The 25,853-nt window shown below is 75.3% G+C and carries 24 protein-coding genes and 1 pseudogene; 12 read left to right on the forward strand and 13 right to left on the reverse strand.

The annotated features are described in order from the left end of the window. Positions 1-94 precede the first annotated feature (94 nt). Positions 95-445, reverse strand: a complete 351-nt coding sequence (locus tag Sdagh_RS06000; RefSeq protein WP_189420624.1) for a DUF8129 domain-containing protein — start codon at positions 443-445, stop codon at positions 95-97. A 39-nt stretch (positions 446-484) separates the two neighbouring features. Beyond that, positions 485-844: a DUF6479 family protein gene (locus tag Sdagh_RS06005; RefSeq protein WP_189420622.1), complete on the reverse strand. Its 360-nt coding sequence runs from the start codon at positions 842-844 to the stop codon at positions 485-487. Between the two features lie 163 nt (positions 845-1,007). Between Sdagh_RS06005 and Sdagh_RS06010 the strand changes: the two genes are divergently transcribed. The 7 genes from Sdagh_RS06010 to Sdagh_RS06040 all read left to right on the forward strand — a co-directional run bounded on the left by Sdagh_RS06010 (position 1,008) and on the right by Sdagh_RS06040 (position 6,324). Then, positions 1,008-1,382 carry a four-helix bundle copper-binding protein gene (locus Sdagh_RS06010; protein WP_189420620.1) on the forward strand — a complete coding sequence of 125 codons (375 nt, stop codon included), beginning with the start codon at positions 1,008-1,010 and terminating at the stop codon, positions 1,380-1,382. Positions 1,383-1,497: 115 nt separating this feature from the next. After that, positions 1,498-2,370 carry an oxygenase MpaB family protein gene (locus Sdagh_RS06015; protein WP_226534639.1) on the forward strand — a complete coding sequence of 291 codons (873 nt, stop codon included), beginning with the start codon at positions 1,498-1,500 and terminating at the stop codon, positions 2,368-2,370. A gap of 177 nt (positions 2,371-2,547) precedes the next feature. Further along, on the forward strand, positions 2,548-4,137 hold the full coding sequence (locus Sdagh_RS06020) for a phytoene desaturase family protein (protein ID WP_190078119.1): 1,590 nt from the start codon (positions 2,548-2,550) through the stop codon (positions 4,135-4,137). Positions 4,138-4,216: 79 nt separating this feature from the next. Continuing rightward, positions 4,217-4,408: a DUF2795 domain-containing protein gene (locus Sdagh_RS06025; RefSeq protein WP_189420616.1), complete on the forward strand. Its 192-nt coding sequence runs from the start codon at positions 4,217-4,219 to the stop codon at positions 4,406-4,408. A gap of 141 nt (positions 4,409-4,549) precedes the next feature. Beyond that, positions 4,550-4,792: a DUF397 domain-containing protein gene (locus tag Sdagh_RS06030; protein WP_189420614.1), complete on the forward strand. Its 243-nt coding sequence runs from the start codon at positions 4,550-4,552 to the stop codon at positions 4,790-4,792. 36 nt (positions 4,793-4,828) lie between these two features. Further along, positions 4,829-5,737, forward strand: a complete 909-nt coding sequence (locus tag Sdagh_RS06035) for a universal stress protein (protein ID WP_189420612.1) — start codon at positions 4,829-4,831, stop codon at positions 5,735-5,737. 89 nt (positions 5,738-5,826) lie between these two features. Then, positions 5,827-6,324 (forward strand): hypothetical protein, encoded by a 498-nt coding sequence (locus tag Sdagh_RS06040; protein ID WP_189420610.1) that lies wholly within the window; start codon positions 5,827-5,829, stop codon positions 6,322-6,324. A 10-nt stretch (positions 6,325-6,334) separates the two neighbouring features. Here the strand turns inward: Sdagh_RS06040 and Sdagh_RS06045 are convergent, their stop codons facing one another. Together Sdagh_RS06045 and Sdagh_RS06050 are read right to left on the reverse strand one after the other, a co-directional pair. Further along, positions 6,335-8,236 (reverse strand): N-acetylmuramoyl-L-alanine amidase, encoded by a 1,902-nt coding sequence (locus Sdagh_RS06045; RefSeq protein WP_190078118.1) that lies wholly within the window; start codon positions 8,234-8,236, stop codon positions 6,335-6,337. Between the two features lie 259 nt (positions 8,237-8,495). Continuing rightward, complete coding sequence (locus Sdagh_RS06050) at positions 8,496-9,626, reverse strand: aminoglycoside phosphotransferase family protein (protein ID WP_189420606.1); 1,131 nt, start codon at positions 9,624-9,626, stop codon at positions 8,496-8,498. 266 nt (positions 9,627-9,892) lie between these two features. Between Sdagh_RS06050 and Sdagh_RS06055 the strand changes: the two genes are divergently transcribed. Beyond that, entirely contained in the window at positions 9,893-11,389 is a 1,497-nt protein-coding gene (locus Sdagh_RS06055; protein ID WP_189420604.1) for a DNA-binding protein NsdB, read from the forward strand. On the opposite strand, the gene Sdagh_RS06060 is transcribed toward Sdagh_RS06055, so the two are convergent. The 3 genes from Sdagh_RS06060 to Sdagh_RS06070 form a co-directional block, all read right to left on the reverse strand. After that, entirely contained in the window at positions 11,386-12,678 is a 1,293-nt protein-coding gene (locus Sdagh_RS06060) for a PAS domain-containing protein (RefSeq protein WP_190078117.1), read from the reverse strand. The genes Sdagh_RS06055 and Sdagh_RS06060 overlap by 4 nt on opposite strands. A gap of 247 nt (positions 12,679-12,925) precedes the next feature. Continuing rightward, entirely contained in the window at positions 12,926-13,951 is a 1,026-nt protein-coding gene (locus Sdagh_RS06065; protein WP_189420599.1) for a Gfo/Idh/MocA family protein, read from the reverse strand. A gap of 83 nt (positions 13,952-14,034) precedes the next feature. Beyond that, entirely contained in the window at positions 14,035-15,129 is a 1,095-nt protein-coding gene (locus Sdagh_RS06070; protein ID WP_189420596.1) for a baeRF3 domain-containing protein, read from the reverse strand. Positions 15,130-15,468: 339 nt separating this feature from the next. On the opposite strand from Sdagh_RS06070, the gene asnB reads away from it, so the two are divergent. After that, positions 15,469-17,310: an asparagine synthase (glutamine-hydrolyzing) gene (gene asnB, locus Sdagh_RS06075; protein WP_189420594.1), complete on the forward strand. Its 1,842-nt coding sequence runs from the start codon at positions 15,469-15,471 to the stop codon at positions 17,308-17,310. A gap of 8 nt (positions 17,311-17,318) precedes the next feature. On the opposite strand, the gene Sdagh_RS06080 is transcribed toward asnB, so the two are convergent. Continuing rightward, the gene (locus Sdagh_RS06080; RefSeq protein ID WP_190078116.1) at positions 17,319-18,932 is read right to left on the reverse strand and encodes an alpha/beta hydrolase; all 1,614 of its coding nucleotides are present in this window, start codon (positions 18,930-18,932) and stop codon (positions 17,319-17,321) included. A 225-nt stretch (positions 18,933-19,157) separates the two neighbouring features. Here Sdagh_RS06080 and Sdagh_RS06085 point away from each other — a divergent pair, with 225 nt between their 5' ends. After that, positions 19,158-19,895 carry a chaplin gene (locus Sdagh_RS06085; RefSeq protein WP_190078115.1) on the forward strand — a complete coding sequence of 246 codons (738 nt, stop codon included), beginning with the start codon at positions 19,158-19,160 and terminating at the stop codon, positions 19,893-19,895. A gap of 19 nt (positions 19,896-19,914) precedes the next feature. Here Sdagh_RS06085 and Sdagh_RS06090 read toward each other — a convergent pair whose 3' ends face one another. The 3 genes from Sdagh_RS06090 to Sdagh_RS06100 all read right to left on the reverse strand — a co-directional run bounded on the left by Sdagh_RS06090 (position 19,915) and on the right by Sdagh_RS06100 (position 21,370). Further along, positions 19,915-20,400: a nucleoside deaminase gene (locus Sdagh_RS06090; protein ID WP_189420588.1), complete on the reverse strand. Its 486-nt coding sequence runs from the start codon at positions 20,398-20,400 to the stop codon at positions 19,915-19,917. Between the two features lie 118 nt (positions 20,401-20,518). After that, a complete protein-coding gene (locus tag Sdagh_RS06095; protein ID WP_189420586.1) occupies positions 20,519-20,782 on the reverse strand; it encodes a GlsB/YeaQ/YmgE family stress response membrane protein in 264 nt (87 codons plus the stop codon). A 138-nt stretch (positions 20,783-20,920) separates the two neighbouring features. After that, entirely contained in the window at positions 20,921-21,370 is a 450-nt protein-coding gene (locus tag Sdagh_RS06100; RefSeq protein ID WP_189420583.1) for an SPW repeat protein, read from the reverse strand. Positions 21,371-21,461: 91 nt separating this feature from the next. Here Sdagh_RS06100 and Sdagh_RS06105 point away from each other — a divergent pair. Beyond that, positions 21,462-22,465: pseudogene (locus Sdagh_RS06105) on the forward strand (MerR family transcriptional regulator). Here Sdagh_RS06105 and Sdagh_RS06110 read toward each other — a convergent pair. Further along, positions 22,458-23,840, reverse strand: coding sequence for a cryptochrome/photolyase family protein (locus Sdagh_RS06110; protein ID WP_190078114.1), 1,383 nt, complete (start codon positions 23,838-23,840; stop codon positions 22,458-22,460). The pseudogene Sdagh_RS06105 and the gene Sdagh_RS06110 sit on opposite strands and share 8 nt — an antisense overlap. Positions 23,841-23,885: 45 nt before the next feature. Continuing rightward, positions 23,886-25,481: an SDR family oxidoreductase gene (locus Sdagh_RS06115; RefSeq protein WP_190010921.1), complete on the reverse strand. Its 1,596-nt coding sequence runs from the start codon at positions 25,479-25,481 to the stop codon at positions 23,886-23,888. Positions 25,482-25,681: 200 nt separating this feature from the next. On the opposite strand from Sdagh_RS06115, the gene Sdagh_RS06120 reads away from it, so the two are divergent. Next, positions 25,682-25,849: a DUF8839 family protein gene (locus tag Sdagh_RS06120; RefSeq protein WP_190010922.1), complete on the forward strand. Its 168-nt coding sequence runs from the start codon at positions 25,682-25,684 to the stop codon at positions 25,847-25,849. Positions 25,850-25,853: the final 4 nt, after the last annotated feature.

Genomic DNA, 25,853 nt, shown 5'->3' on the forward strand with positions numbered 1-25,853 from the left:
GCCGCGGCCGGTCCTGACCGCACCCCCGGCCCCCCAAGCACAAAGCTCCGCCGTCCCCCTCGGGGGACGGCGGAGCTTTGTGCTTGACACCACCTCAGGTGCGGTCGCCCTTCGGCTTGCCCCGCTGGTCCGGCGTGCCGTGCGGCGGCGCGCCGAACGGCTGCGGCGAGGTCGCTGGCGACACCGGCGAGCCACCCCGCCCCTGGCCCTGCTCGGGACGGAGGGCACCGGGGTCGCCGGAGGTCGGCACCGCGCCGGCCCGCAGCTGTTCCAGCCGGGCCGCCAGCACCTCCGTCACCGGCAGCCGGTCGGCGTGCGAGCGCTCGTAGGCGAGCAGCTCCTCCACCTCGTCGGCGCCGAGGGAACGCACCCGGCTCTCCAGGCTGCCGGTCGGCAGATGGTCGTAGTCGGGCAACGGCAGCGCGTCGCGGGCGTGGTCGGCCATCGTTCTCACCTTCTCGGTACGGACCGGGTCACGGGTGCCTCAGTGGCCGCCGCCGGGGCCGCCGCTGCCGAACGAACCGCTGCTGCCCTCGTCCCAGCGGCGCCGCGGCTGCCCCGGCGCGGAACGCGTGCCCTGCCGGTGCAGATCGTGCGGCAGCATCCGCTCGTCACTGCGCGGCACCTCCTCCGCCGTCCGGGTCTCCTGGGTCTCCCGGACCGGGCCGCCGGGCGGCAGGTGCGGCTGCTCGTCCGGGGTCGGCGGCGGCGACTCCCGGCGCTTGACGCGGATGCCGACCGCGAAGGCGCCGATCAGCAGCGCCACCACCACGAAAGCCGCCACGATCAGCCCGACGCTCATGGCACCGTTGCTCGCGGCCATGTCCATCCATGCGCTAGTCATGAACCCCGAGTACCCCCGGAGCCGCGCTCAAGCACCTCTCCGTTCCGGGTCGTGCGCGCGGGCGGACCCGGGTGCCCGGGGCCGTCGGCGGAAAACGGCCGGAGCCCTTGGGAACACCGGGCGGCGCGGGTTTGGCGCCCACCGCAGCGGCAACCCGCGCGGTGTGACTACCTCGACTTCACAGCAGGAGCTGTTCCAGTTCCTCGAGGACCGCTTCGCATGCGCACAGGCGTGCACCGAGTGCGCGCGGGCGTGCGCGCTGCGGGCGAGCCTCGTGGACCCGGAAGGCACGGAGAACCAGGAACTCGTACGCCGCAAGGGCATCATGTGCGCCGAGGTGTGCGACGCGACGTGCCGGGTGCTGTCCGAGCAGAACCAGGTGGACGAGGAGGCGATCCGCGTCCAGCTGGAGTGGTGCCGGCAGGTGTGCCTGGAGAGCGCGCACGTCTTCGACCAGCAGCCGGGCGCCGAGGACAGCGCCGCCGCCTGCCGGGCCTGCGCCCGCGCGTGCGGGGAGTTCCTCGCCACCCTGCGCTGACCACGCGCCCTGGGCAGGCCGCGGGCACGGCGTTGATCTCCGGCCCGTGGCTCGCACACCGGCGGGCGGACCGAGCGGGAGGGAGACGGCCACGCGGACGACGGGAACGACAGGAGTGACGGGAACGACGGGAACGGCGGACGCATCGGGCGACCCCGGGCTGTTCGGACCCGGCTCGGTGACCTGGCAGGCGCACGGCGACCCGATGATGTGGATCGCCGGCGTCCGCGCCCTCTGGCTCCAGGCCCTGCACCCGCGCGCCGTCCGCGGCGTCCTCCAGAACTCCGACTTCCGCGAGGACGCCTGGGGACGGCTGCTGCGCACCGCCGACTTCGTCGGCACCACGACCTACGGCGACACCACGGCCGCCGAACGCGCCGGCGCCCGGGTCCGCAGGATCCACCGGCTGCTCGGCGCCACCGACCCGGACACCGGGGAGCGCTACGGCGTCGACGAACCCGCGCTGCTGCGCTGGGTGCACTGCGCCGAGGTCGGCTCCTACCTGCACGTCCTGCGCCGCTCCGGTTACCCGCTCACCGACGCCGCGGCCGACCGCTACCTCGCCGAGCAGCGGACCGGCGCCCGCCTGGTCGGCCTCGACCCCGCCGGCGTCCCGGCGAGTCGCGCCGGGCTGAGCGCCTACTTCGAGGCCGTACGCCCCGAACTGGCCGCCGGACCCGAGGCCCGCGAGATCGACGACTTCCTGCGCCGGCCGCCGGTCCACCCCCTGCTCACCCCCGCCCGGCGGCTGCTGTGGACGCGGGTCGCGAACCTCGCCTACGGCTCCCTCCCGCCGTACGCCCACGAGCTGTACGGCCGTCCCGCCCCCGAGCCCGAAGCGGTCACCCGCCGCCTGCGGCTCACCGGCACCGCGCTGCGCGCGGTCCCCGCCCGGCTGCGCTGGCAACTGCCCCCGAAGCACATCGTCCGCGCCATGCGACGGCTCGGTCCCGGGGCCCGCCCGACCCCGTGCAAACTCGGCGCATAGACCGCCGTACCGGACGGGCCGGGGGAGGGCGGAGCGACATCGGCGAGGCGCGCTTCTATCGGGGACGGCACGCTGATCCACGGCCGGTACCGGCTGCTCGACCCGATCGGACACGGTGGCATGGGGGAGGCGTGGCGGGCCCGCGACGGAGTCACCGGCCTCGTGCTACCAAGGGCCATGACCCCACACAAAGGAAGTCATGAGAGCGGGCGGGGCACCCGGCGCTACGACGCCGTCGTCGTAGGCGGCGGACACAACGGGCTGGTCGCCGCCGCCTACCTGGCCCGCGCCGGACGCTCGGTCCTGGTGCTGGAACGGCTCGGCCACACCGGCGGCGCGGCCGTCTCGACGCGCCCCTTCCCCGGCGTCGACGCCCGGCTGTCCCGGTACTCCTACCTGGTCAGCCTGCTGCCGGCGAAGATCGTGCGGGACCTCGGCCTCGACCTGACGCTCCGGCCCCGCGCCGTCTCCTCGTACACCCCCGCGCGGCGAGCCGGGCGGCCCACCGGGCTGCTGGTCGCCCGGGACGAGGAGCGCACCCGCGCCTCCCTCGCCCGGCTCACCGGCGGCGACCGCGAGTACCGGTCCTGGCGCCGCTTCCACGGCATGACCGGCCGGGTCGCCCGCCGGGTCTTCCCCACCCTCACCGAACCGCTGCCCACCCGGGCCGAGCTGCGCCGCCGCGTCGACGACGAGGACGCCTGGCGGGCGCTGTTCGAGGAACCCCTCGGCCGGGTGATCGAGGCGTACTTCACCGACGACCTGGTGCGCGGCGTGGTCCTCACCGACGCCCTGATCGGCACCTTCGCCGACGCCCACGACCCGTCCCTGCGGCAGAACCGCTGCTTCCTGTACCACGTCATCGGCGGCGGCACCGGCGCCTGGGACGTGCCGGTCGGCGGCATGGGGGCGCTCACCGACGCGCTGGCCGCGGCGGCCGTACGGGCCGGTGCCGAACTCGCCACCGGCCATGAGGCGGTACGGATCGACAGCGACGGGCACACCGCCGAGGTCACCTGCCGCACGGCCGACGGCGAGCACACCGTCGCCGCCCGGCACGTCCTCGTCGCCGCCGCGCCCCAGGTCCTCGCGGCGCTGACCGGCGACGCGCCGCCCCCGCCCGCCGAGGGCGCCCAGCTCAAGGTCAACATGCTCCTGACCCGGCTGCCCGCCCTGCGGGACCCGGCGGCCGACCCCCGGGAGGCGTTCGCGGGCACCTTCCATGTCGCTGAGGGCTACCGGAACCTGGCCGCCGCCCAGGTGAGCGCGGCCTCCGGCACACCGCCCGCCGCCCCGCCGGCCGAGCTGTACTGCCACTCGCTCACCGACCCCACGATCCTCGGCCCGGACCTCGCCCGGCGGGGTCACCACACCCTCACCCTGTTCGGCCTGCACACCCCGGCCCGGCTGTTCGCCCGGGACCACGACGCCGTGCGGGACGACCTGCTCGCCGCCACCCTCGCCCAGGTCGACGCCCACCTCGCCGAACCGCTCGCCGGCTGCCTCGCCACCGACGCCGACGGCCGCCCCTGTCTGGAGGTGCGGACCCCGCCCGAGCTGGAACGCGACCTCGGCCTGCCCGGCGGCCACATCTTCCACCGCGACCTGTCCTGGCCGTACGCCCGGGACGGTGCCGGCCGCTGGGGCGTGGCGACCGGGCGGCCGAACGTCCTGCTCTGCGGCGCGGGCGCGGTGCGCGGCGGCGGGGTCAGCGGGGTGCCCGGCCACAACGCCGCCATGGCCGTCCTGGAGAGCCCGGCCCGCTGACGGGCGCATGCGCCACCCCGGAACGGGTACCGCGACATAACGGGAAAAATCGGCAATACCGGAATGCAAGGAGGCCGCCATGGCTGACCTCAGCCCCATCGATCTGCAGAAGGCCCTCAGCGGCATGGACTACCCGGCGGACAAGAAGTCGCTCGTCGACCGCGCCCGTGAGAACAAGGCCGACGACAAGGTCGTCAGCCGCCTCGACGGCCTGAAGCAGGACACCTTCGACGGCCCCAACGAGGTCCAGAAGGCCGTCTTCAACGGGTAGCCGCCGGCCGGCCCGCGCACCGCGCCGCCACCGCGGCCGCGACGGACCGGCCCCCGCAAGCTCCTTGCCCGGATGACCTGTCGGCGGTCCGGCCCGAAAGCTAGGCTGGCCCGCGGACGACGCATCGGGAGGAGCACGGACGTGGCCGAGACCACCACCCACCAGCGCCCGCTCACCGGCTGGGACAAGCCGGAGCTGGACCTCAGCAACGCGCACTGGCAGTCCAGCAGCCGCGGCCTGGGCGATGTCGAGATCGCCTTCGTCGAGGGTTTCATCGCCATGCGCAACAGCGCCCGCCCGGAAAGCCCCTCCCTGATCTTCACCCCCGACGAGTGGGGGGCCTTCGTGTCGGGAGCGCGGCAAGGGGAGTTCGACCTCACCTGAGCCGCCGGCGGGCCCGAGCCCCGAAGGCGAGGAACCATGAGCACCCTGCCGGTAGTCGCGGCGATCGACGGTTCGGACGACAGTCTGCGCGCCCTGGACCGGGCCGTGGAAGAGGCCCGCCTGCGCGCCGCCCCGCTGCGCGTGGCGCACGTGCGGCAGTACGCGCCCTGGGCCCAGCCCGATGTCCTGGTGGCCGGCCCGCCCGACCCCGACGGCGACCCGGTCCTCGACGCGGCCCGCGCCCACCTGGGCGAGCGCGACGACACCCCGGCCGCCGAGTACGCCGCCCCGGAGGGCGCCCCGGCCGTCGCCCTGCCCCGACTGAGCGCCGACGCACAGCTGTTGGTACTGGGCTCCCGGGGCCGCGGCGGCTTCGCCAGTCTGCTGCTCGGCTCCAGTTCCCTGGCGGCCGCCCGGGACGCGGAGTGCCCGGTGATCGTGGTGCCCCGCCCCGGCCGCGAGGTGCAGGCACCGCCGTTCGACCTCGGGACCGGCCCCCGGGTGGTCGTCGGACTGCACGTCGACAGCCCCGACGAGGTCACGCTCGGCTTCGCCTTCACCGAGGCCGCGCTGCGCGACGCCCGCCTCCAGGTCGTCGCCGCCTACCCGTGGCCGGTGCAGACCTGGATGACACCCCCCGGCCAGGTGGTGGCGCCGGTGATCGACGAGGCCGCCGTGGCGAGCGAGACCCGGGTCCTCGCCGACGGTCTCCTCGCCCCCCACCGGGGCCGCCACCCCGGGGTCCGCGCCGAGACCCACGTCCTGCCGGGTGACGCCGCCGGGAACCTCGTCGCCGCATCCCGGGACGCCGACCTGGTCGTCGTCGGCCGGCACCGCAGACGGCTGCTGGCCCCCACCCGGATGATGGGCTCGGTCGCCCACGCCGTGCTGCTGCACGCCGCCGCCCCGGTCGCGGTGGTGCCGCCCGCGCCCCCGGAGGAGTGACAGAGGCATGACGGGGGAATACCCCCGCCCGCCGGTGAAGTGGCCCGGACCGCCGAGCCCGTCGGGCGGGACCACGTACCATGGGCGGCATGTCGTTCCTCCGCCGCCGCAGTGCCACTCCCGCCGGGCCCGACTTCGACGTACTGGCCATGGACCCGGGCGACTGGCCCGGCAATCTGGGCGCCGGGCTGCTGCCCGCCCCGGACGGCACCTGCCAGGGCGTGTTCCTCCGCTACGACCTGTTCGGCGGCCGCGGCCCCGCGATGATCATCGGCAATCTGCCGGAGGGCTCACCGGCCCGCGAGGTCCCCGAGGGCGAGATCCCCTTCGAGGTGGCCCAGCTGCTGCTGGCCCTGGAGAACGACGAGGAGGTCACCGTCGTCGGCACCGAGGACGTCCCCGTGATGCAGGGCGACAACCTCCTGATCGTGCGCCGCCTCAAGCTCTCCGAGAGCCGGATCTCCTGCGTGCAGTTCGACCGCAGCGACAATGTCCTGGTGACCATCGCCGCCTGGGACCGCCCCATCACCGACGACCTGTACACCCTGCTGAAACCCCTCCCGGCGGAGCTGTTCCAGCAGGGCTGAGGCACACGAGCTAGCGGACGACCTCGACGTCGGCGGCGCGGACGTACGCCACCCGGTGGCCGTACTGGATCTCGTAGTACCGCTCCTCGCCCCGCACCACCCGGTGCGTGTCCTCGGTGAAGGTGACCGCGTAGTAGTACTCGCCCGGCACCACGTCACCGGCCACGTACGCCTGTCCCGCGGGCAGCCGGTACGGCAGCGGGGACACCGCCTGCACCGGTACGCCCGCCGGATAGGCCGCCGCCTCCGGGTACGCCCGCCCGTACACGGGCACGCTCTCCGCCCCCGCCTTCGCCCGCACCCGGACGCCCCGCGCGGGCACCGCCGCGGGCGCGTCCGGCGGGTCGCGGAACCACGCCTTCTGGCCCAGGTACCAGATGGCCGTCCACTCGCCCCACCGGCCGGCCACCGCGTAACGCTGGCCGGTGGAGACCCGGGAGGACAGGTCGTTCACCCCCGTGGTCGGGGCCGTGCCGAGGCCCACGTCCCTGATGAGCGGCGCGTCCTCGTCGTGGTCGGCGTACAGCCGCACCTCGCTGGACCCGTGCCCCGCGCACGGCTCGCCCGCGCTCGCGCAGCCGGTGTACACCGGCCGGTTGGCGGCGTAGTCGGGACGGATCGTCACCACCGGGGCGTGCTTCCCGGCGGTCGGGTGGACGGGCCGGCCCAGCAGCTCGAAGTAGTGCGCCCAGTCCCAGTACGGCCCCGGGTCGGTGTGCATGCCGGGGACGGCGGACGCGGTCGGCCCGGGCACGTTGTCATGGCCCAGGACGTGCTGCCGGTCCAGCGGGATGCCGTACCGTTTCGCCAGGTACGTCACCAGCCGCGCCGACGACCGGTACATGGCCTCCGTGTACCAGGCGTCCGGTGCGGCGAGGAATCCCTCGTGCTCCAGCCCGATCGAGCCCGCGTTGACGTACCAGTTGCCCGCGTGCCAGGCGACGTCCCTGGTCCGCACGTGCTGGGCGATGTGGCCGTCGGTGGAGCGCAGCGTGTAGTGCCAGGAGACGTACGTCGGGTCCCGCACCATGTTCAGCACGCCGTCCCAGGCGCCCTCGGTGTCGTGCACGACGATGTACCGGATCCGCTGGGAGGCGGGACGGTCGCCCAGGTCGTGGTTGCCGTAGTCGCCGTCCCCGAACTCCTCGTACGGTGCCGGTATCCACTCGCAGGAGACGGTGGGCGGGCACTCGGTGCCGGCCCCCGGGACGGTTCGCAGCCCGGCCCGCGCCACCTGGCCGGTCTCCGGCGCCACCTCCGGCCGGGCGGCCAGCTCGACCCGCTGCCCGGCGTCCGTGACACGCCGCTCACCGGACCGGATCACCGCGTACACGTCGTCGGCGTAGGCCGCGGCGGTCGCGGTGTCGTCCGCGCCGGAGAACCGGGCCACCGCCCCGTACCAGTCCGCCGGGTCCGCGCTCGGCGGCTCACCCAGCGTGCGCTGCGCGGCGGCGAGCAGCGCCGCGCCGCCTGCCACGTTGGCGGCCGGGTCGGTGCGCAGCGCCTCGGCGCTCAGTCCGGTCAGCCGGGCCGCCGTCGGCAGGGTCGTCAGCCGGGCCGGCAGGGCCGGGGCCGCCGGGCCCGCCGCCGGGCGCAGCGCGGGACGGGCGTCGTCGCCCCGCGGGTCCTCGGCGCCCGCGTCGTGGTGCGAGGAGGCCCTCGCCAGCGCGGCGCGGGCGTCGGTGAGGTGCATCGGCCCGTACCCGCCGGTCACGCTCGGGGCGCCGCCGTGCGCGTCCCAGCGGGACTGGAGGTAGGAGACGCCCAGCAGCACGCTCGGGGGCACCCGGTACTCCCGCGCCGCCGCAGCGAAGGCGCGCTGCAGACGGTCGGGGGCTGGCGCCGGACCGGTGGGCGGCGCGGCGCCGAGCAGCGGCAGCAGCAGCGCCGCCACGGATACGCCACCGGCCATGGCACGCCGGCGACGGCCGCCGGGGAGGGGGATCGGGCCGGGAACGGTTCCTCGCAAGACGGCCTCCTGTGACCTGGGGCGTTGGCGGGACGTGCGGGCCGGGCGTGCGTCAGTGGTACCCGGCGGTCCGACGATCCGTCAATCACCCTCGCGCACCGGAATTTTCCCTGGCCACGGCGCCAGTGGTCTGTGCCAATGGCACGGACACGGAAGATCCGCGGCACGCCTGGCGGGGCGTGCCGCGGACCTCCCGCGTCCCTCAGCGGGTGCCGACCGCCGCCCGGACGGCCCGGCGGGCCAGCTGGCAGTCGTCGTGGAGCCGCCGCAGCAGCAGCCGCTGCTCCTCACCGGACGGCACGGCACCCGGCTGGGCCGCGCCCGGTGCCGTCTCGCGCATCGAACGCTGCACGGCCGTCTCGTACGTACGGATCTCCCGCGTCAGCACGAGCATCAGGTTCACCAGGAACGCGTCCCGCGAGGCGGGCCCCGCCGACTGGGCGAGCTGGCTGATGTGGCGCCGGGCGGCCGGCGCGTCCCCGAGCACGGACCAGAGCGTCGCCAGGTCGTAGCCCGGCAGGTACCAGCCCGCGTGCTCCCAGTCCACCAGCACGGGACCGGCCGGGGACACGAGGATGTTGGACAGCAGCGCGTCACCGTGGCAGAACTGGCGGATGTCGTGCCCGCCGGCCCGGTGCGCGATGCCGTGCAGCAGCTTCTGGAGGTCGCCCAGGTCCCGGTCGGTGAGCAGCCCCAGTTCGTGGAAGCGCGAGATCCGCTTGGCGTAGTTCAACGGCTTGCCGAAGGTGTCCGGCGGGGGACACCAGGCGTTGAGCCGGCGGATCGCGCCGAGCGCCGCCTTGATGTCCGCCCGCGGCGGGGCCTCCGCCGGGTGCCGCTGCACGGCGGTCACCCGCCCCGGCATCCGCTCGATCACCAGCGTGCAGTTGTCCGGGTCCGCCGCGATCAGCCTCGGCACCCGCGTCGGCGGGCGGTGCCGGACGAACGTGCGGTACACCGCTATTTCGTGCCGGATGCGCTCCGCCCACGCGGGAGAGTGGTCCAGGAGGCACTTGGCGACGGCCGTGCTCCGTCCCGTGGTGCCGACCAGCAGCACGGACCGGCCGCTGCGCCGGAGCACCTGGACCGGGGAGAACTCCGGACAGATCCGGTGGACGGAGGCGAGCGCCGTGCGCAGTTGGGTGCCCTGGGGGCCGGACAGGTCGATCCTTCCGCTGAGGGGCGCGGTGCCGGGTCCGGCCCCGCGCCGGGTCCTGCCCGCCCCGAGGACGGGGGCCGCCGGGCGCGCAGGGGCGAGGTAGGGGCCGCCGCCCGCCGGGCGGACGTGCGGGGACCGGGGCGGGGCGGACACGGAGGACGATGCTGCGTGCATGGGCGAGACAGATCCCTTCGTGTTCCTGCTTGCGTGCTGTGCGTGCCGTGCCTTGTCGCGTGCGGGGTGCGTCCGCCCGACCGGCCGTCCGAGGGCCACCCTGGGGAGTGTCCCGGCGGGGGCCAGGTCGGGGAGACGCGTTCCTACCTGACACCCGACCGGCCCTGGCACACCATGTGGCGGACCCTGGCGAAGCCCTGGCGAATAGTCGCCCGGCATCTCCCTGCGGGCTACTGTCAACTCAGCCGAGAACCTGGGGGCTTGACGTGAGCGGACGACCCAACACCCGCCTCTCGGACCTGTTCGGCCTGGCCGGCTGGTCCAAGGGCGAACTCGCGAGGCTGGTCAACCGGCGGGCGGCGGCCATGGGCCACCCCCAGCTGGCGACCGACACCTCACGGGTGCGGCGGTGGATCGACAGGGGAGAGATCCCGCGCGATCCGGTGCCGCGGGTGCTGGCGGTCCTGTTCACCGAGCGTCTCGGCCGTGTCGTGACCATCGAGGACCTCGGTCTGGTACGACACGGGCGCGCGGGGAAACGGCAGGGCGGCGGGAGCGAGGAACTTCCCGGCGAAGTGCCGTGGGCGCCCGGGCGGACCGCCGAGGTCCTCACCGAATTCACGGGAATGGACCTCATGCTCAACCGACGCGGCTTGGTGGGCGCGGGCGCCGCGCTCGCCGCGGGCTCCGCACTCAGCGGCGCCATGCACGACTGGCTCCACACCGACCCTGCCCTGGCTGCCGACGCCCCCGACCTCGACCGACCCCTGCACACCGCCGACCCCGCCGGGTCCGACCGCTACGAGGCCGCCCCCGTCGGGTGGCAGGAGGTCGAGGAACTCGAGAACTCGGTCGGGGTGTTCCGCGCCTGGGACGCCGCCCGGGGCGGCGGTCTCCAGCGCAAGGCGGTGGTCGGCCAGCTCAACGAGGTGGGCGGCATGCTCGCCTACCACCACCCCCCCCAACTCCAGCGGCGCCTGTGGGGCGTCGCCGCCAACCTCGCCGTCCTGGCCGGCTGGATGTCGCACGACGTCGGCCTGGAACCCACGGCCCAGAAGTACTTCCTCATCGCCGCCCACGCCGCCCGGGAGGGCGGTGACCGGCCCCGGGCAGGCGAGGCGCTCTCCCGGGCGGCCCGCCAGATGGTGCACCTCGGCCGGCCCGACGACGCGCTGGACCTGATGAAGCTGGCCACCTCCGGCTCCGGTGACCGGCTGCTGCCCCGCACCAGGGCGATGTTCCACACCATCGAGGCGTGGGCGCAGGCGTCGATGGGCAAGGGCCAGGCGATGCGCCGCACCCTCGGACAGGCGGAGGACCTCTTCGTCGCCGACCATGACGACGCCGGGACGCCGGACTGGATGCAGACCTTCAAGGACGAGGATCTGTACGGCATGACCGCGCTCGCCTACCGCACCCTGGCCGAGTTCGACCCGGCCGCGGCGGTCCACGCCCAGTACTACGCGGAGAAGGCGCTGGACCTGAGGGTCGACGGCCGCGAGCGGTCGAAGATCTTCGACCATCTCTCGATGGCCTCGGCCTGTTTCATCGCCGACGACCCCGAACAGGCGGACCGCTACGCCCGGCTGGCCCTGATGGCGATGGGGTCCAACTCCTCCCTGCGCACCTGGGACCGGCTGCGCGAGATGTACCGCCTGACCGCGGAGTACGCGAGCCACCCGCGGATCCGGCAACTGCGGGAGGAGATCAGGCTGGCGCTCCCGAAGGGAAAGGGGAAGCCGGGCGCCGGCGCACCCGTCTAGCCTTCCACCCGGGCGGTCAGCACGCACACCTCGTTCCCGTGTCCGGCGGACTCCCGCGCCACGACCCGTGACGCTTCCCCGGCCGACTCCGCCGCGGCCAGTCGCGGGGCCAGGGCCAGGAGCCGGTCCGGCGGGGCCGGCGAGGTGTGCAGGACCAGCAGGTCACCGGCTTCGAGGGGTTCCTCGGCCCGGGGGCCGAGCAGCCGCCCCGTTCCGCCGCGGAAGAGCAGCGGGGCGGGGTGGCCCGCGCACGCCCACCGCAGGGTCCGGTCGGCCGCCCGGTAGAGGCAGCACACCGCGGTGTCCAGGGCGGGCCGGCCGGTGGCGCCGGGCTGCCGGGCGAGCCGGTCCAGCAGGGTGCCCGGGGCGAGGCCCGCCAGCGCCAGGCCGCGCAGGGTGCCGGCCAGCAACGCCGCCTCCGGGGCCCCGTCCGGGCCGGGGCCGGTCAGGCGGACCATGCTCAGCAGGGCCTCGCCCCCGGCCGTGGCGCAGGCGTCGTACCAGAGGGCGCCGGCTCCCTCGGCGGACTCCGGGGGCAGCACGGCGGCCAGGTCCAGACCGGCGGCGCCGGGCAGCCGCGGAGGGGCGGGCCGGGCGCGGGGCGCGGCCGGTCGCGCCGGCGCGGCGGAGGCCGGGTCGGGGAGCGACGCACGGGACTCGCTGACCGCCCGCCGGCCGCGGCGCAGGGCGGTGACATCGCGCAGCACCGCCCACAACGAGACGGTGGAGCCATGGGCGTCGAGGACGGGCCGGCCCCTCATGTGCACGGTCCGTACGGTGCCGTCGGGCCGGACGACACGGAACTCGCCGTCGATCGGGCGGGCGTCGACGAGACACCCGGTGACCATCGCGGTCAGGCCGGGCCGGTCCTCCGCCAGGACGACGGACGGCAGTTCGTCGAGGGTGAGCGGGGCAGCGGCGGGGTCCCGGCCGAGGATGCGGTACAGCTCCGGGGACCAGTGGGCCCCGTCCGTCAGCAGATCCCACTCCGCGCTGCCGACCAGGCCGGGCGACGAGCCGGCCCGGCCGGAACCGGCGGGCGCCGACCGGAGCGGCGGGCCGTCCCGCAACTGCGCCAAGTGCCGGTCGACGTCGTCCAGTTGATGCAGCGCCAGATCGTACAGGGCGCGCTGCCAGCGGCCCGTGGGGTCCGATCCGTCGTGCCGCGCGTCCCGCCGTACGGCGTCCACCTCGCCCTTGAGCCGCCGCGTCTGCGATATCAGCGCCTCCACCGTGCCGGGCCCTGACGGCTGGGCGGCGGGGTGGTCCGCGGAGAGGGGGGACGGCATGACGCACTCCGGTGTGCAGACGGTACGGCCAGGGCGGAACCGGGTCGGGCGCGGAAGACCTCACGACTGTTGCACAGCGCGCGACGCCCTGGGGGGGGATTCGGTGACACACGCTACGGCGATGCCGACGGCATATGCCATGGTCCCGGGCGATCGACTCACCCGGTCGTCCCGCAGGCCCTCCCCGTGGACCGTCGCGTAGGCGCACTACGGGAGCTGAGGGGCGAACGGATGCGGCACCGGTGCCCTACGCCCCGGTCCCCCCGTACAGCGCCGGGCGCGGCGCGAGGTCGACCGGGGTGCGGACGCCGGACTCCAGGGCGCGCACTCCCGCCTCGGCGACCGCGGACGCCGCGTAGCCGTCCCAGGCGTTCGCGCCGGTGACCCGGCCGTGCCGCACGGCGTCGACCCAGGCGCGCACCTCGCGGTCGTAGGCGTCGGCGAACCGTACGAGGTAGTCCTGCGGCACCTCCTCGCGCAGGCCGCCCGCCGCCGTCACCGCCATGGCCCGCTCCTCGCCGATGCGGGCGCTTCCCGCCTCGCAGACGGCCTCGCAGCGGACCTGGTAGCCGAAGCCGCAGTTGACGAAGACCTCCACGTCGACCAGGGCGCCGCCGTCGGTCTCGAACAGCACGAACTGCGGGTCGAGCAGCCCCGCGGGCGCTCCGGCGGACGGCCGAGGCCGGTGCACGGTCACCGCGACCGGCTCCTGGCCGAGCAGCCAGCGGGCGGCGTCGATCTCGTGCGAGACGGAACTGTTCACCAGCATCGCGGAGGTGAAGCCGGGCGGTGAGGAGACGTTGCGGTGGACGCAGTGCAGCATCAGCGGCCGGCCCAGCCGCCCGCCGTCCAGCAGGGCCTTCAGCCGCGTGTACTCGGAGTCGTAGCGCCGCATGAAGCCGATCTGGGCCAGCCGCCGGCCGAGCCGCGCCTCCGCCTCCACGATCCGCAGCGCGCCCGCCGGGTCGGGGACCATCGGCTTCTCGCACAGCACCGGCAGGTTCCGGGCGAAGGCGGCGAGCAGCGCCTCCTCGTGCGCCTCGCCGGGGGAGGCGATCAGTACGGCCTCGACGCCGGGCGCGTCCAGCGCGGCCTCGGCCTCCGTGCGGACCGCGACGCCCTCCCGCCCGGCGACGGCCTCCTTCGCCCGTTCCGCGTCGGGGTCGGCGACGGCGACCACCCGGGCGCCGCCCACCACGCGGTCCAGCCGGCGGATGTGATCGGCGCCCATGTGTCCCGCGCCCAGGACCGCCACGCCCAGTGACTGACCCATCTCCCGTCGGCTCCTCCCGGTCGGCACTGCCGCCAGGGTGTCACGGCCGTCAAGGGCGGCGGCGCGAGGACCGGCCGGGACGCTCAGTAGCGCAGCACCCCGGCGATCCCGTCCGCGTCCCGCAGGGTGCCGTCCGGGACGAAGCGGACCTCCGCGCCGGTCTCCAGGCACTGTTCGACGATCTCGTCCACGATGTCCTCGCGGGCGTCGAGGTCGCGGGGGTCCGCGGGTTCCAGATGGTCGCCGGCGTCCACCACCGTCGCGCGGTAGTTCTCCTCGACGGCCAGCAGCCGGACCCGCCCGGCCAGGGCGCTCCGCCACAGCTCGTCGACGCCGGCCGCGTACTCCCGCCGGCCGCGCGCCGCCTCCAGTTCGCCGGTCACCGCGTCGGCGGCCCGGCGCGCCTCGGCGGCGACCAGCGGCCGTACCGCCTGCCACACGGCTTCCGGGGTGCCGTTCGCGAGGCCGCCGTGCGGGAGGTGCACCGCGCCCCGTACGGCGCCGCCCGCGTCGTCGAGCAGTGACAGCGCCGCCTCGGGTCCGGTGACGTACACCGGACGCGGACGGTCGCGCAGCAGCCGGCCCAGCGCGGCGTCCGCGTCGCGCAGGAACTGGCGGGTGCGCTCGTCGCGGAAGGCGCTGGGGGAGTCGCCGATCCGCTCCTGGCGCTCGGGGTCGAAGTCCTCCGGCGGCCTGGTCAGCGGGAAGCCGCCGGAGCGCTCCTCGGTGACGCGGTCGGTGCCGCCGTTCCACAGCGTGGCGCGGTCGGCGGAGACCGAGAGCACCCAGAACGGGCGCTCGGCCGAGTGGGCCGCGACCAGGTTGCGGGTCAGGAAGGTGTCCGAGAGCACCACGCGCTCGGGCACGGAGCGGGCCAGCGTCCACACCTGGTGCTCGCCCGGCGCGGCGAAGATCGCCAGTCCGTCCTCCGTCTCGGCGGGGTCGATCTCGGCGAGGGCCCGGTCGAGCTGCTCCTCGACCTCGGCGCGGCGTTCCCGGGTGACCGCCGGATCGGCCTCCAGCCGTCTCCTTGCCTCGGCGACCGCGTTGCGCAGGCGCACCGGGTCCTGGGCGCTGCCGGGTTCCCGGCGGTGCGTCGGGGTCAGCACCGACACGGCCGGATAGGGGCGGGGGCGCCGGAGTTCGGCGAGGGTGGCGGGGCTCAGATCGTGCTCCATGCCAGCACGATAGGTCTGTTCTGTCCGGCTGGCACGTGGAGCGGCCGGGGCCGGTTGGAGAACTCTTTGCCGATGGCCGGTTCGGTGCGGCCGGGGTCCGTACGGGCCGGACGGTGAGGTATCGCTGAAGCAAAGTGTGGCCGAAAGCACGAGCCTTATGTGTCCGTCGTGTTACGGCCGCGTTGACCGCGCGTACCGGCGGAGCGCAGGCTCAGGTTGTAGATGGCAACTACAACTGGTTTGCCGGAAGGGCCGCCCGTGCGTGCTCGCACCCGCGAAGCACTCCGACGTGCCAGGTCGGAGCGGTCCTCCGGGCGGACCGGACGCAGGAGGTAGCACATGTGCGGCATCACCGGCTGGGTCTCCTTCGACCGCGACCTGCGCGCCGAGAAGACGGCATTGGACGCGATGACGGAGACGATGGCCTGCCGCGGACCGGACGACCGGGGCGTCTGGGCCGAGGGCCCCGCGGCGCTCGGCCACCGCAGGCTCGCCATCATCGACCTGCCCGGCGGCCGGCAGCCGATGACCGCCGGGACCCCGCACGGCACGGTCGCCCTCGTCTACTCGGGCGAGACCTACAACTTCACCGAGCTGCGCCGCGAACTCACCGGCCGCGGCCACCGCTTCACCACCGACTCCGACACCGAGGTCGTGCTCCGCGGCTACCTGGAGTGGGGGGAGGCGCTGCCCGAACGCCTCAACGGCATGTACGCCTTCGCCGTCTGGGACGGCCGCGCGGACAAGCTCCTCATGGTCCGCGACCGCATGGGCATCAAGCCCTTCTACTTCCACCCCACCGCCGACGGCGTCCTCTTCGGCTCCGAGCCCAAGGCGATCCTCGCCAACCCGCTCGCCCGCCGCCGGGTCAAGCTGGACGGGCTGCGGGAACTCTTCACCATGATCAAGACGCCGGGCCACGCGGTGTGGGACGGCATGCGCGAGGTCGAGCCCGGCACCGTCGTCACCGTCGACCGCGACGGCGTCCGCACCCGCCGCTACTGGGAGCTGGAGACCCGCCCGCACACCGACGACCGGGACACCACCGTCGCCCGGGTCCGCACCCTGCTGGACGACATCGTGCGCCGCCAGCTCGTCGCGGACGTGCCCCGCTGCACCCTGCTCTCCGGCGGGCTCGACTCCTCCGCGCTGACCGCGCTCGGCGCCCGGCAACTGGCCGGGGACGGCGAGAAGATCCGCAGCTTCGCCGTCGACTTCGCCGGCCAGACCGAGAACTTCGTCGCCGACGAACTGCGCGGCACCCCCGACACCCCGTTCGTGCACGACGTGGCCCGCACCTCCGGCACCGACCACCAGGACATCGTGCTCGACGCGCAGGCGCTGGCCGACCCCGCGATCCGCGAGAAGGTCGTCCGGGCCCGGGACCTGCCCGCCGGTTTCGGTGACATGGACGCCTCGCTCCACCTGCTCTTCCGGGCCATCCGCGAGCACTCCACCGTCGCCCTGTCCGGCGAGTCCGCCGACGAGGTCTTCGGCGGCTACCTCCAGTTCTTCGACGAACGCGCCCGCACCGCCGACGCCTTCCCCTGGCTGGTCACGATGGGCCGCCACTTCGGGGAGGACGCCGACGTCCTGCGCCCGGAGCTGAACCGCTCCCTCGACCTGCCCGCCTACGTCGCCGACGGCTACCGCGACGCCGTCGCGGGCATCCGGCGCCTGGACGGCGAGAGCGACTTCGAGTACCGGATGCGCCGCATCTCCCACCTCCACCTGACCCGCTTCGTCCGCGTCCTGCTCGACCGCAAGGACCGCGCCAGCATGGCCGTCGGCCTGGAGGTCCGCGTCCCGTTCTGCGACCACCGGCTCGTGGAGTACGTCTACAACACGCCCTGGGCGCTCAAGTCCTACGACGGCCGCGAGAAGACCCTGCTGCGCGAGGCCACCGCCGACGTCCTGCCCCGGTCGGTCTACGACCGGGTCAAGAGCCCCTACCCGTCCACCCAGGACCCCAAGTACGCGGCGGCCCTCCAGGACCAGGCCCGCGACCTGCTGGCCCGCACCGGGCACCCGGTCTTCGACCTCGTCGACCCCGACCGGCTCCGCCGCGCCGCGGAACGGGAGGCGCCGATGACCGGCCAGGGGGACCGGCGCGGCCTCGAACGCGCCCTCGACCTCGCCCTCTGGCTGGACCTGTACCGGCCGGAGATCGTCCTGGACTGACGCGCGGCTCAGTCGCCGGACGCGTCCCCCTCCGGTCCGCAGGAGCTGCCGCTGGGCGGCAGGGTGCCGTGCAGGAAGAAGTCGTCCACCTTGCGGTGCACGCACGCGGAGGACGCGTACCCGGTGTGCCCCTCGCCCTTGTTGTCGAGGACCACGGCCGAGGGGCCCAGCCGCTCGGCCGTCTCCTGCGTCCAGCGGTACGGCGTCGCCGGATCGCCGCGCGTGCCGACCAGCAGCATCTTCGCCGTGTCGACGCCCTTGACCTCGTCGCGGATGTAGTCGGTGCCCTTGGGGCGGCCGTAGCACATCAGCACCTGGGTGAGCCGGTAGCGTCCGAAGACCGGGGACGCCTCCTCGTACCGCCGCAGCAGCGGGCCGAGGGAGCGGGCGACCCGGTCCGCGCCGGGGCGATCGGGGTCGTCGGCGCAGTTGATGGCCATCAGCGCCGCCGGGAGGTTGTCCAGCGGGACGTCCTCCGGGTCGGTGAGCGCCCCCTCGGTCCTCCCGCCCGCCGCCCGCCGGACGGGGAAGCCGACGCCGCCGGAGGTGAAGCTCTCCAGGCCCGAGGAGTCGCCGTTCTCCACCAGCTGCGCCACGGCCCGCTCCAGCGCCGGCCACAGCTCCCGGCTGTAGAGCGCCTGGCCGAGGGCGCTGACCAGGTCCTGCCCGGTGAAGGGCTCGCCGAAGGCGGAGGGCACCGGCTCCTCGTCGAGCGAGCCGACCAGCCGTACGACCTCCCGCCGGGCCTGCCGGCCGTCCTGGCCGAACGGGCAGGCGATGTCCTCCTTGACGCACCAGTCGAGGAAGTTCTCCAGCGCCGTCTGCTGTCCCCGCGCGCCCGCCACGCCCTGTTCGGGCAGGGAATCGGTCAGGGTGTCCACCCCGTCCAGGACCATCCGGCCCACCCGCCCGGGGAACTGCGCGGCGTACACCGCGCCGAGCCGGGTGCCGTAGGAGAAGCCCAGGTAGTTGAGCTTGTCGTCACCGAGTGCCCGGCGCATCACGTCCAGGTCGCGGGCGGCGTTGACGGTGCCGATGTGCGGCAGGACCGGCCCGGAGTGCTCCGCGCACTGGTCCGCCGCCTTGCGCAGCCGGTCCAGCGCCCGCCGGGGGTGCTTCATCCCCTCGTCCCCGTCGGTCGCCGCCATGATCTCCGCGGAGCCCGGTCCGCAGCTCACCGGGGAGGACCGGCCGACGCCGCGCGGATCGAAGGTCACCACGTCGTAGCCGTTGGTGAGGTGCATGAAGTCCTCGGCGCCGGCGGACAGTTCGCTGACGCCGGAACTGCCGGGGCCGCCGAAGTTCAGCAGGACCGAGCCCTTGCGGTGGCCGGTCGCCCGGTAGCGGGCCAGCGCCAGCTCGAGTGTCTTCCCGCGGGGCCGGGCGTAGTCGAGCGGCACGGTGACCTTTCCGCACTGGAGGTCCTCGGGCATCTCCAGGCCCGAGCAGGCGGACCACTTCACCCGCTGGTCGTAGTAGCGGGACAGGCCGGGCCCGGACTCGCCGGAGCCGGGGCCGGCCGCGGGTGCCGCGGGCAGGGCCGCGCCCAGCAGGGACAGCCCCAGCGCGCCGGGTATCGCCCAGCGCAGCGCGGTGGGCCGGGTCGACAGCTTGGCCAGCATCGATGCCTCCCGGGCGCCCCGTCGGGGACCGGAGAGCGGCGCCCTCGCCCACCATAAGCGGGGTGCCGGGACCCCGCCTCCGGGCCGGGCGCGCACCGAGCGGGCGTTCGACGCCGGGGCCACTCGACGGGGTGAAAGGCGGATAAGCCATAACTCGGATGGTTCGTCCGCGTTGTCACCAGTGCGGGTGAGTGCCCGCGATCATGTCTGGAAGGCAGGGAGCCTATGACAAGGGTTACCCGAATCGGAGTACTCGTCGCCGCGTCCGGCGCGCTGGCCGTGTCGGTCCCGGCCGGCTCGGCCCTCGCGGCCGGCGGCGCGGACGCGCGGGGGGCGGCGGCCGGCTCGGCCGGGCTGATCTCCGGCAACATCGTCCAGCTCCCGGTGGACGTCCCGGTGAACGTGTGCGGGAACACCGTGAACGTGGCCGGGCTGCTCAACCCGGCCGCGGGCAACACCTGCGCGAACACCGGGGGGAGCGGCGGCCCGGGCGGGGCGAGGGGCGGCGGCCCCGGCGGGCGGGAGGGCGGCGGCCCCGGCGGCGCGTCCGCCGCGAGCGGCACCGAGGACTCGCCCGGGGTGCTCACCGGCAACGGCGTGCAGCTGCCGGTCGACCTTCCGGTCAACATCAGCGGCAATTCGGTGAACGTGGTGGGCATCGGCAACCCCGTCACCGGCAACGAGTCCGTGAACGGCCCCGGCGACGACCGCCCGGAGCCCCCGCGCCACCCGGCCCCGCGACCCGAACCGGAGCCGGAGCCCGAGCCCGGGTCGTCCGCGCCGCCCGCGGGGGAGGAGGAGCCGCCCGCGCACGAGCCGGAGCTGGCCGCGCCGGACACCGCCACGTCCGCCCTCGCCCGCACCGGGGCCGACCAGACCCTGCCCGCCCTGCTGAGCGGTACCGCGCTGGTCCTCGGCGGTGCCGCCCTGCACCGGCGCTTCCGGCCCCGCGCCCGCGGCTGAGCGGGACCGGCGGCGCGGGTCAGCCCCGCCCGGCGTGGAACCGGACGTGCAACGCCCGGATCTCCTCCGTCAGTTCCGGGACGGGGCCGTCCACGGTCACACCGGGCGCGATGTCCCGCACCGGCAGCGCCCGGACCGGGGCGGCGGGGACGTCCAGTTCGGTGAGCCACTGCGAGAGCTGCCGCGAGGAGGCGACGTAGACGATGCGGCCGAGGCCCACCCAGGCGTGGGCGGCGGCGCACATCGGGCAGTGCTCGCCGGAGGTGTACACCGTCGCCGCCGCCCGCTCGGCCGGGTCCAGGTGCTCCGCCGCCCAGCGGGCGAGCGCGAACTCCGGGTGCCGGGTGCTGTCGCCGGACGCGATCCGGTTGCGGTCCTCGGCCAGCACCGTGCCGTCCGCGCCGGCCAGCACGGAGCCGAAGGGCTCGTCCCCGGCCGCCAGCGCCTCGGCGGCCAGCTCCACACAGCGGCGGAGCAGCGGCAGCTCGGTGTCCTTCACGGTCATACGGCGTCCTTCCGGGCGGCTCGGGTGATACGGCGGACCCAGCCTAGACGCGGCGGCGGGCGGCGCCCCGGGTCGTCCCGGGTGCGCCGCCCGCCGGTGCGGAGTCCGGCCGCCGCCGTCAGCGGCGCGCCTTCGCCCGGTCCAGTGCCACCACGCCGACCGCCGCCAGGGCGATCTGGATCAGCCACTCGATCCAGTCCGGACCGTCCGTCTCGGCCACCCCGAACGCGCCCGCGATCGCCGTACCGATCAGCGCGGCCACGATGCCCACCAGGATCGTCCACAGAATGCCGATGCGCTGGCGGCCCGGAACCACGAGCCGGCCCAGAACGCCGATGACGATACCGATGATGATGGCACTGAAGATCCCGTCGATCCCCATCTCCGCCCCTTTCTGTCTCTGCCCCCGCACCGGCCGTCTGCCCGCTGGCGGCGGGCGCACGCATGCGCGATTTCGCGCCGGAGCGCGCGTGAGGCCGGTCCGCACGCGCGGACCGGCCTCACGCGGTGCCGGACGGGCCTAGTGCTTGGACGCCTTCGCCGCCGCACCGGCGCACGCCGTCCCGAGGATCAGGGCCAGCGCGCCGATGATGATGTTGTTCCATATGACACCGGTGTCCGGACTGGAGCCCACGACCCAGGGCGAGATGATCATCCAGATGCCGATGCCGCACATGGCCCAGCTGAGGCCGTACATCCGTTCCGGGGCCCGGGTGAATCCCAGCGCCAGCACGGCGATCGCGATGCCCAGAACCAGGTTGTGGGCGACCAGCGAGGGCTGGCTGGACGTGAAGTGGAGGATCCACGGGGACACGGCGCAGTACAGGCCGAGCAGGAACACCGGCCCGTCCATGAGCATCACGTCCCGGCCGCCGAGCACGCGGTCGTAGCGGGCCCGCATCTCGGGGGCGTCGGGGTGGCTGCCCAGGTCGTGGGTGGTGTCGCCTCTGGTGTGCGAGACGTTGGCCATGGTCGTCTCCTTTTACTGGCAGACCGTCCGCGTCTGGTGCGGTATGCGACGAATGCCGCAATACCTCCATTCTGCTCCTTACCTCGCCTTTATGCGCGGGCCCGGGTGCCCTGGTCGGAAATCCCCGGAGGCTTCACCGGGCGCCGGCCGTGCGTCGGCTCGTGCGCTCACGCACGAGCCGACGAGTCCCGTGCCGGCCGGTGCCGGCCTGACCACCGGCGCCCTGGCCCGGCGGCTGGGCGTCTCCCCCACCACGCTGCGCTCCCGGGACCGCAGATACGGCATCGGGCCGGCCGTCCGCGCCGAGGGCCGCCACCGTCGCTGGGCGCCGCAGGACGTCCGGCTGCTGGAGACCATGTGCCGGCCGACGGCGTCCGGGGTGCCACCCGCCGAGGCCGCCCGGCCGGCCCGCCCCGGGCCGGGGGAGCCCTCCGCGTCCGCCGTGGAGCTGCGCGGGGAGCCCCGGGGCCTGTCCCGCGCCGCCGTACGGCTGGACGCGCCGGCCGTGCGGGAGCCGCTGGGCGCCGCCGTGGACCGGCACGGGCTGAGCACCGCCTGGCAGGAGGTGACGGTGCCGGCCCCGCCCGCGGTGGGACGCGCCTGGGAGACCTCCGGCGACCGCTACGTCGAGGTCGAGCACCTGCTGTCCTGGGACGTCTCCACCACGCTGCGCCGCCACACCCGCCCCCGCCGCCACCGCGCGCGGCACCGCCGCGCCCATGGTCCTGGCCTGCGTGCCCGGCGAGGAGCACTCGCTGCCCATCGGGGCGCTCGACGCCGTACTGAGCGAGCGCGGCCTCGCGCTCCGGATGCTCGGCGCGGCCGTCCCGGCCCGGGCGCCGACCGCCGCCGTGCGCCGGCTGGGCCCGGTCGCCGTGCTGCTGTGGGCGCAGGCCCGGCACCCGGTGGCCGTCGCCCCCGGCCCGCCATGCCGCGGGGGCCCGGTGGCGCGTGGCCGGCACCCGGCGCCGGCCCCTGGTGCTGCTCGGCGGTCCCGGCTGGGCCGGGCGCTCCGGGACGGGCACCGCCAGGCCCTCCACCCTGCCCGAGGTGCTCGGCTCGCTCGCGGCGGCCTCCGCCGCGCCCCTCACGTGAGACCGCGCGCCTCCCGGAACCGGGCGAGGCCCTCCGCGAGGCCGATCACCGGTGCCGGGTAGCCGAGCCCGGCGCGCTCCCGGTCCGGCAGCGTCCACGGCTCGTGCACGGCCCGCCCGGACGCCCCGGCCAGCTCCGGCACCCAGCGCCGGACGTACGCGCCGTCCGGGTCGTACCGCCGGGCCTGTACGACGGGGTTGAGGACCCGGTGCGGGCGGCTGTCGGTGCCGGTGCCGGCCACCCACTGCCAGTTCAGCTGGTTGTTGGCGACGTCCCCGTCGACCAGCAGGCTCAGGAAGTGCCGGGCGCCCACCCGCCAGTCGACGTAGAGCGTCTTGGTGAGGAAGCTCGCGGTGAGCAGCCGGGCCCGGTTGTGCATCCAGCCCTCGTGGCGGAGCTGGCGCAAGCCGGCGTCGACCAGCGGGAAACCGGTGCGGCCCGCCCGCCAGGCCGCGGCGTCCGCCTCCGCGCCGGGGCCCGTGCGCCACCGGTCGTGGCGGGTGCGGTAGTCGGCGGTGGAGACGGCCGGCCGGGCCGCGAGGAGCTGCCGGTGGAAGTCGCGCCAGGCGAGCTGCCGTACGAAGGACTCCGCGCCGGGGCCGCCCGCCCGGCGGGCGCGGTGCACGACCTCGCCGGGGGAGAGCGTGCCGAAGTGGAGGTGGGGCGAGAGCCGGGAGGTGGCGTCGCCGGCCAGGTCGTCGTGGCGGTCCTCGTACCGGGCGACGGGGCCGCGGAGCCAGGCCGCCAGCCGTCGGCGGCCCTCGGCCTCCCCGCCCCGGGCCAGCCCCGGCGACAGGCCGGCGCTGCCCGCGAGGGCGGCGCGGTCCGGCAGTGGTCCGGAGCGGACGCCGTCCGGCACCCGGAGCGCGCGCGGCGCGGCGAGGACGGGACGCGGCGACAGCCGGGACCACTGCCGGAGGTAGGGCGTGAAGACCGCGAAGTGGTCGGAGGCCGCCGGGGTCACCGCGCCCGGCGGCACCACGGTGGTCACCGTCTCATGGACGTGCAGCCGGCGCCCGGCCCCCTCCAGGGCCCGCCGCAGCCGCCCCTCGCGGGCGCGGGCGTAGGCGCTGACGTCGGCCGCCATGTGCACCTCGTCGGCGTCCGCCTCGGCGGCCACCCGGCAGACCTCCTCGACCACGTCACCGGAGCGGACGACGAGCCGGCCGCCGCGGGCGCGCAGGCCCGCGTCCAGGTCGCGCAGGCAGTCGGCGAGGAACGCCAGCCGGTTGGGCACGGCGAACCCCGCCGCGTCCACCGCGCGGTCCCGCACGAACAGCGGCACGACCCGGCCGCCCCCGTCGCAGGCGGCCCGCAGCGGCGGATGGTCGTGCAGCCGCAGATCGGCGGTGAACAGGACGACCGAGACGTGCATGCGCGTCCTTCCAGGGTGCGGGACTGCGCGGCGGGGTGCCGTGCACTACTTCCGTCCGCGCGCGGCGCGCGGACGCGGCCGGCGCCCCGGACGGGCCGGGACGGTGCCGCTCGCCGCCGCGCGGGCGATGTTGCGGGCCATGCCGCCGAAGACGACGGCGTGGAAGGGGGAGACGCTCCACCAGTACAGGTGGCCGAGCAGACCGTGCGGGTGGAACAGGGCCCGCTGCCGGTAGCGGGTGCGGCCGGCGCCGTCCGTCTCGGCGTACATCTCCAGCCAGGCCAGGCCCGGCAGCCGCATCTCCGCGCGCAGCCGCAGCAGATGGCCCGGCTCGATCTCCTCGACCCGCCAGAAGTCCAGCGAGTCCCCGGCCCGCAGCCGCGTCGCGTCCCGCCGGCCCCGGCGCAGCCCCACCCCGCCGGCCAGCCGGTCCAGCAGGCCGCGCACGGACCAGGCGAGCGGGAAGGAGTACCAGCCGTGCTCCCCGCCGATGCCCTCGACGACCTGCCAGAGCCGCTCGCGCGAGGCGTCGACGGGCTGCTCCCGCAGGTCGGTGTAGAGGCTGCCGCCCGCCCAGTCGGGGTCGGTGGGCAGCGGGTCGCTGGGGGCGCCGGGCACCGAGGCGTTGGACCAGCGGGTGGCCACCTGCGCCTCCTGGACGCGCCGGAGGGCCAGCCGTACCGCCTCGTCGAATCCGAGGGGCGAACCCGGCGGGTCGGGCACGTACCGCGCGATGTCGTGCTCCCGGCAGACCACCTCGTGGCGCAGCGACTCGGTGAGCGGCCGGGCGATGGAGGCGGGCACCGGCGTCACCAGCCCCACCCAGTATCCGGACAGCCGGGGGGTGAGGACGGGGACCGGTACGACGAACCGGTGCGGCAGCTCGGCGACGGCCGCGTACCGGATCATCATCTGCCGGTACGTCAGGACCTCCGGGCCGCCGATGTCGAACGCCCGGTTGACGTCGGCCGGCATCCGGGCACTGCCGACCAGGGTGCGCAGTACGTCCCGGACCGCGATGGGCTGGATGCGGGTGTGCACCCAGTTCGGGGTCACCATCACCGGCAGCCGCTCGGTGAGGTAGCGCAGCATCTCGAAGGAGGCGGAGCCCGAACCGATGATCACGGCGGCCCGCAGCACGGTGGTGGGCACGCCGGACGCCAGCAGGATGCGGCCCACCTCGGTCCGGGAGCGCAGGTGCGGGGAGAGCACGTGCTCGGGCACGCCGGCGGGGGCGAGACCGCCCAGGTAGACGACGCGCCGCACCCCGGCGGACCGGGCCAGCTCACCGAAGAGGCGGGCCGCCCGGCGGTCGGTGTCCTCGAAGCCCTCCCCGGCGCCGAGGGCGTGCACCAGGTAGTAGGCGACGTCCACACCGCGCAGCGCGGCGGCCAGCGAGGCCCGGTCGGTGACGTCACCGCGGACCACCTCGGCCTCGCGGGCCCAGGGCACGTCGCGCAGCTTGCCTGGGGTGCGGGCCAGGCAGCGCACCCGGAACCCCGCGGCGAGCAGCTCCGGCACGAGCCGGCCGCCGATGTACCCCGTGGCACCGGTCACCAGACAGCGTGCCCCGGCCCCGGGAGCCCCGGGGTCCGCGTCACCCGGCGTGGCCGGTCCGGTCCCGGTGTCGTCGTCACGCATGGTGCTCGGCCCTCCGGTCGGCGGCCCCCCGGTCGTCCCTGCTCCCTCCCCATGTGATCACTTCGCTGGGCGGGCCTCCACCGGATGCGCGGCGGACGGGGTATGAGCGGGGTGAACGGGGGCAGGCGGAACCTGCTCGGCCGAGGGCGCCGGGTGCCGGTTCCCGACTGCTGGAGGTGGCTGCCGCTATGTCTGCCGTTATGAGCGCGAAGGTGTTGGAGCGGTTTCCCGCGGGTTCCCCGCGCGGTTCGTGGCCGGCGGAGGAGTTCGCCGCCGCCCGGCGGGCCCAGGGCGAGCCCGCCACCGTCGTCATGGACCTGGAGTCGGACGCGTTCCTCGTCATAGTCCCGGCTTCCGACGACGACTGACCCG

This window comes from Streptomyces daghestanicus, from assembly GCF_020521275.1.
In the GTDB taxonomy this organism is placed as follows: Bacteria; Actinomycetota; Actinomycetes; order Streptomycetales; family Streptomycetaceae; genus Streptomyces; species Streptomyces griseoviridis.

What these genes read in the sequence shown, in the direction of transcription:
- Sdagh_RS06000 (WP_189420624.1), bottom strand. Translation starts at nt 445, where the DNA reads ATGGCCGACCACGCCCGCGACGCGCTGCCGTTGCCCGACTACGACCAT.
- Sdagh_RS06005 (WP_189420622.1), bottom strand. Translation starts at nt 844, where the DNA reads ATGACTAGCGCATGGATGGACATGGCCGCGAGCAACGGTGCCATGAGC.
- Sdagh_RS06020 (WP_190078119.1), top strand. Translation starts at nt 2,548, where the DNA reads ATGACCCCACACAAAGGAAGTCATGAGAGCGGGCGGGGCACCCGGCGC.
- Sdagh_RS06025 (WP_189420616.1), top strand. Translation starts at nt 4,217, where the DNA reads ATGGCTGACCTCAGCCCCATCGATCTGCAGAAGGCCCTCAGCGGCATG.
- Sdagh_RS06035 (WP_189420612.1), top strand. Translation starts at nt 4,829, where the DNA reads ATGAGCACCCTGCCGGTAGTCGCGGCGATCGACGGTTCGGACGACAGT.
- Sdagh_RS06040 (WP_189420610.1), top strand. Translation starts at nt 5,827, where the DNA reads ATGTCGTTCCTCCGCCGCCGCAGTGCCACTCCCGCCGGGCCCGACTTC.
- Sdagh_RS06045 (WP_190078118.1), bottom strand. Translation starts at nt 8,236, where the DNA reads ATGGCCGGTGGCGTATCCGTGGCGGCGCTGCTGCTGCCGCTGCTCGGC.
- Sdagh_RS06050 (WP_189420606.1), bottom strand. Translation starts at nt 9,626, where the DNA reads ATGCACGCAGCATCGTCCTCCGTGTCCGCCCCGCCCCGGTCCCCGCAC.
- Sdagh_RS06060 (WP_190078117.1), bottom strand. Translation starts at nt 12,678, where the DNA reads ATGCCGTCCCCCCTCTCCGCGGACCACCCCGCCGCCCAGCCGTCAGGG.
- Sdagh_RS06065 (WP_189420599.1), bottom strand. Translation starts at nt 13,951, where the DNA reads ATGGGTCAGTCACTGGGCGTGGCGGTCCTGGGCGCGGGACACATGGGC.
- Sdagh_RS06070 (WP_189420596.1), bottom strand. Translation starts at nt 15,129, where the DNA reads ATGGAGCACGATCTGAGCCCCGCCACCCTCGCCGAACTCCGGCGCCCC.
- asnB (WP_189420594.1), top strand. Translation starts at nt 15,469, where the DNA reads ATGTGCGGCATCACCGGCTGGGTCTCCTTCGACCGCGACCTGCGCGCC.
- Sdagh_RS06080 (WP_190078116.1), bottom strand. Translation starts at nt 18,932, where the DNA reads ATGCTGGCCAAGCTGTCGACCCGGCCCACCGCGCTGCGCTGGGCGATA.
- Sdagh_RS06085 (WP_190078115.1), top strand. Translation starts at nt 19,158, where the DNA reads ATGACAAGGGTTACCCGAATCGGAGTACTCGTCGCCGCGTCCGGCGCG.
- Sdagh_RS06090 (WP_189420588.1), bottom strand. Translation starts at nt 20,400, where the DNA reads ATGACCGTGAAGGACACCGAGCTGCCGCTGCTCCGCCGCTGTGTGGAG.
- Sdagh_RS06095 (WP_189420586.1), bottom strand. Translation starts at nt 20,782, where the DNA reads ATGGGGATCGACGGGATCTTCAGTGCCATCATCATCGGTATCGTCATC.
- Sdagh_RS06100 (WP_189420583.1), bottom strand. Translation starts at nt 21,370, where the DNA reads ATGGCCAACGTCTCGCACACCAGAGGCGACACCACCCACGACCTGGGC.
- Sdagh_RS06110 (WP_190078114.1), bottom strand. Translation starts at nt 23,840, where the DNA reads ATGCACGTCTCGGTCGTCCTGTTCACCGCCGATCTGCGGCTGCACGAC.
- Sdagh_RS06115 (WP_190010921.1), bottom strand. Translation starts at nt 25,481, where the DNA reads ATGCGTGACGACGACACCGGGACCGGACCGGCCACGCCGGGTGACGCG.
- Sdagh_RS06120 (WP_190010922.1), top strand. Translation starts at nt 25,682, where the DNA reads ATGAGCGCGAAGGTGTTGGAGCGGTTTCCCGCGGGTTCCCCGCGCGGT.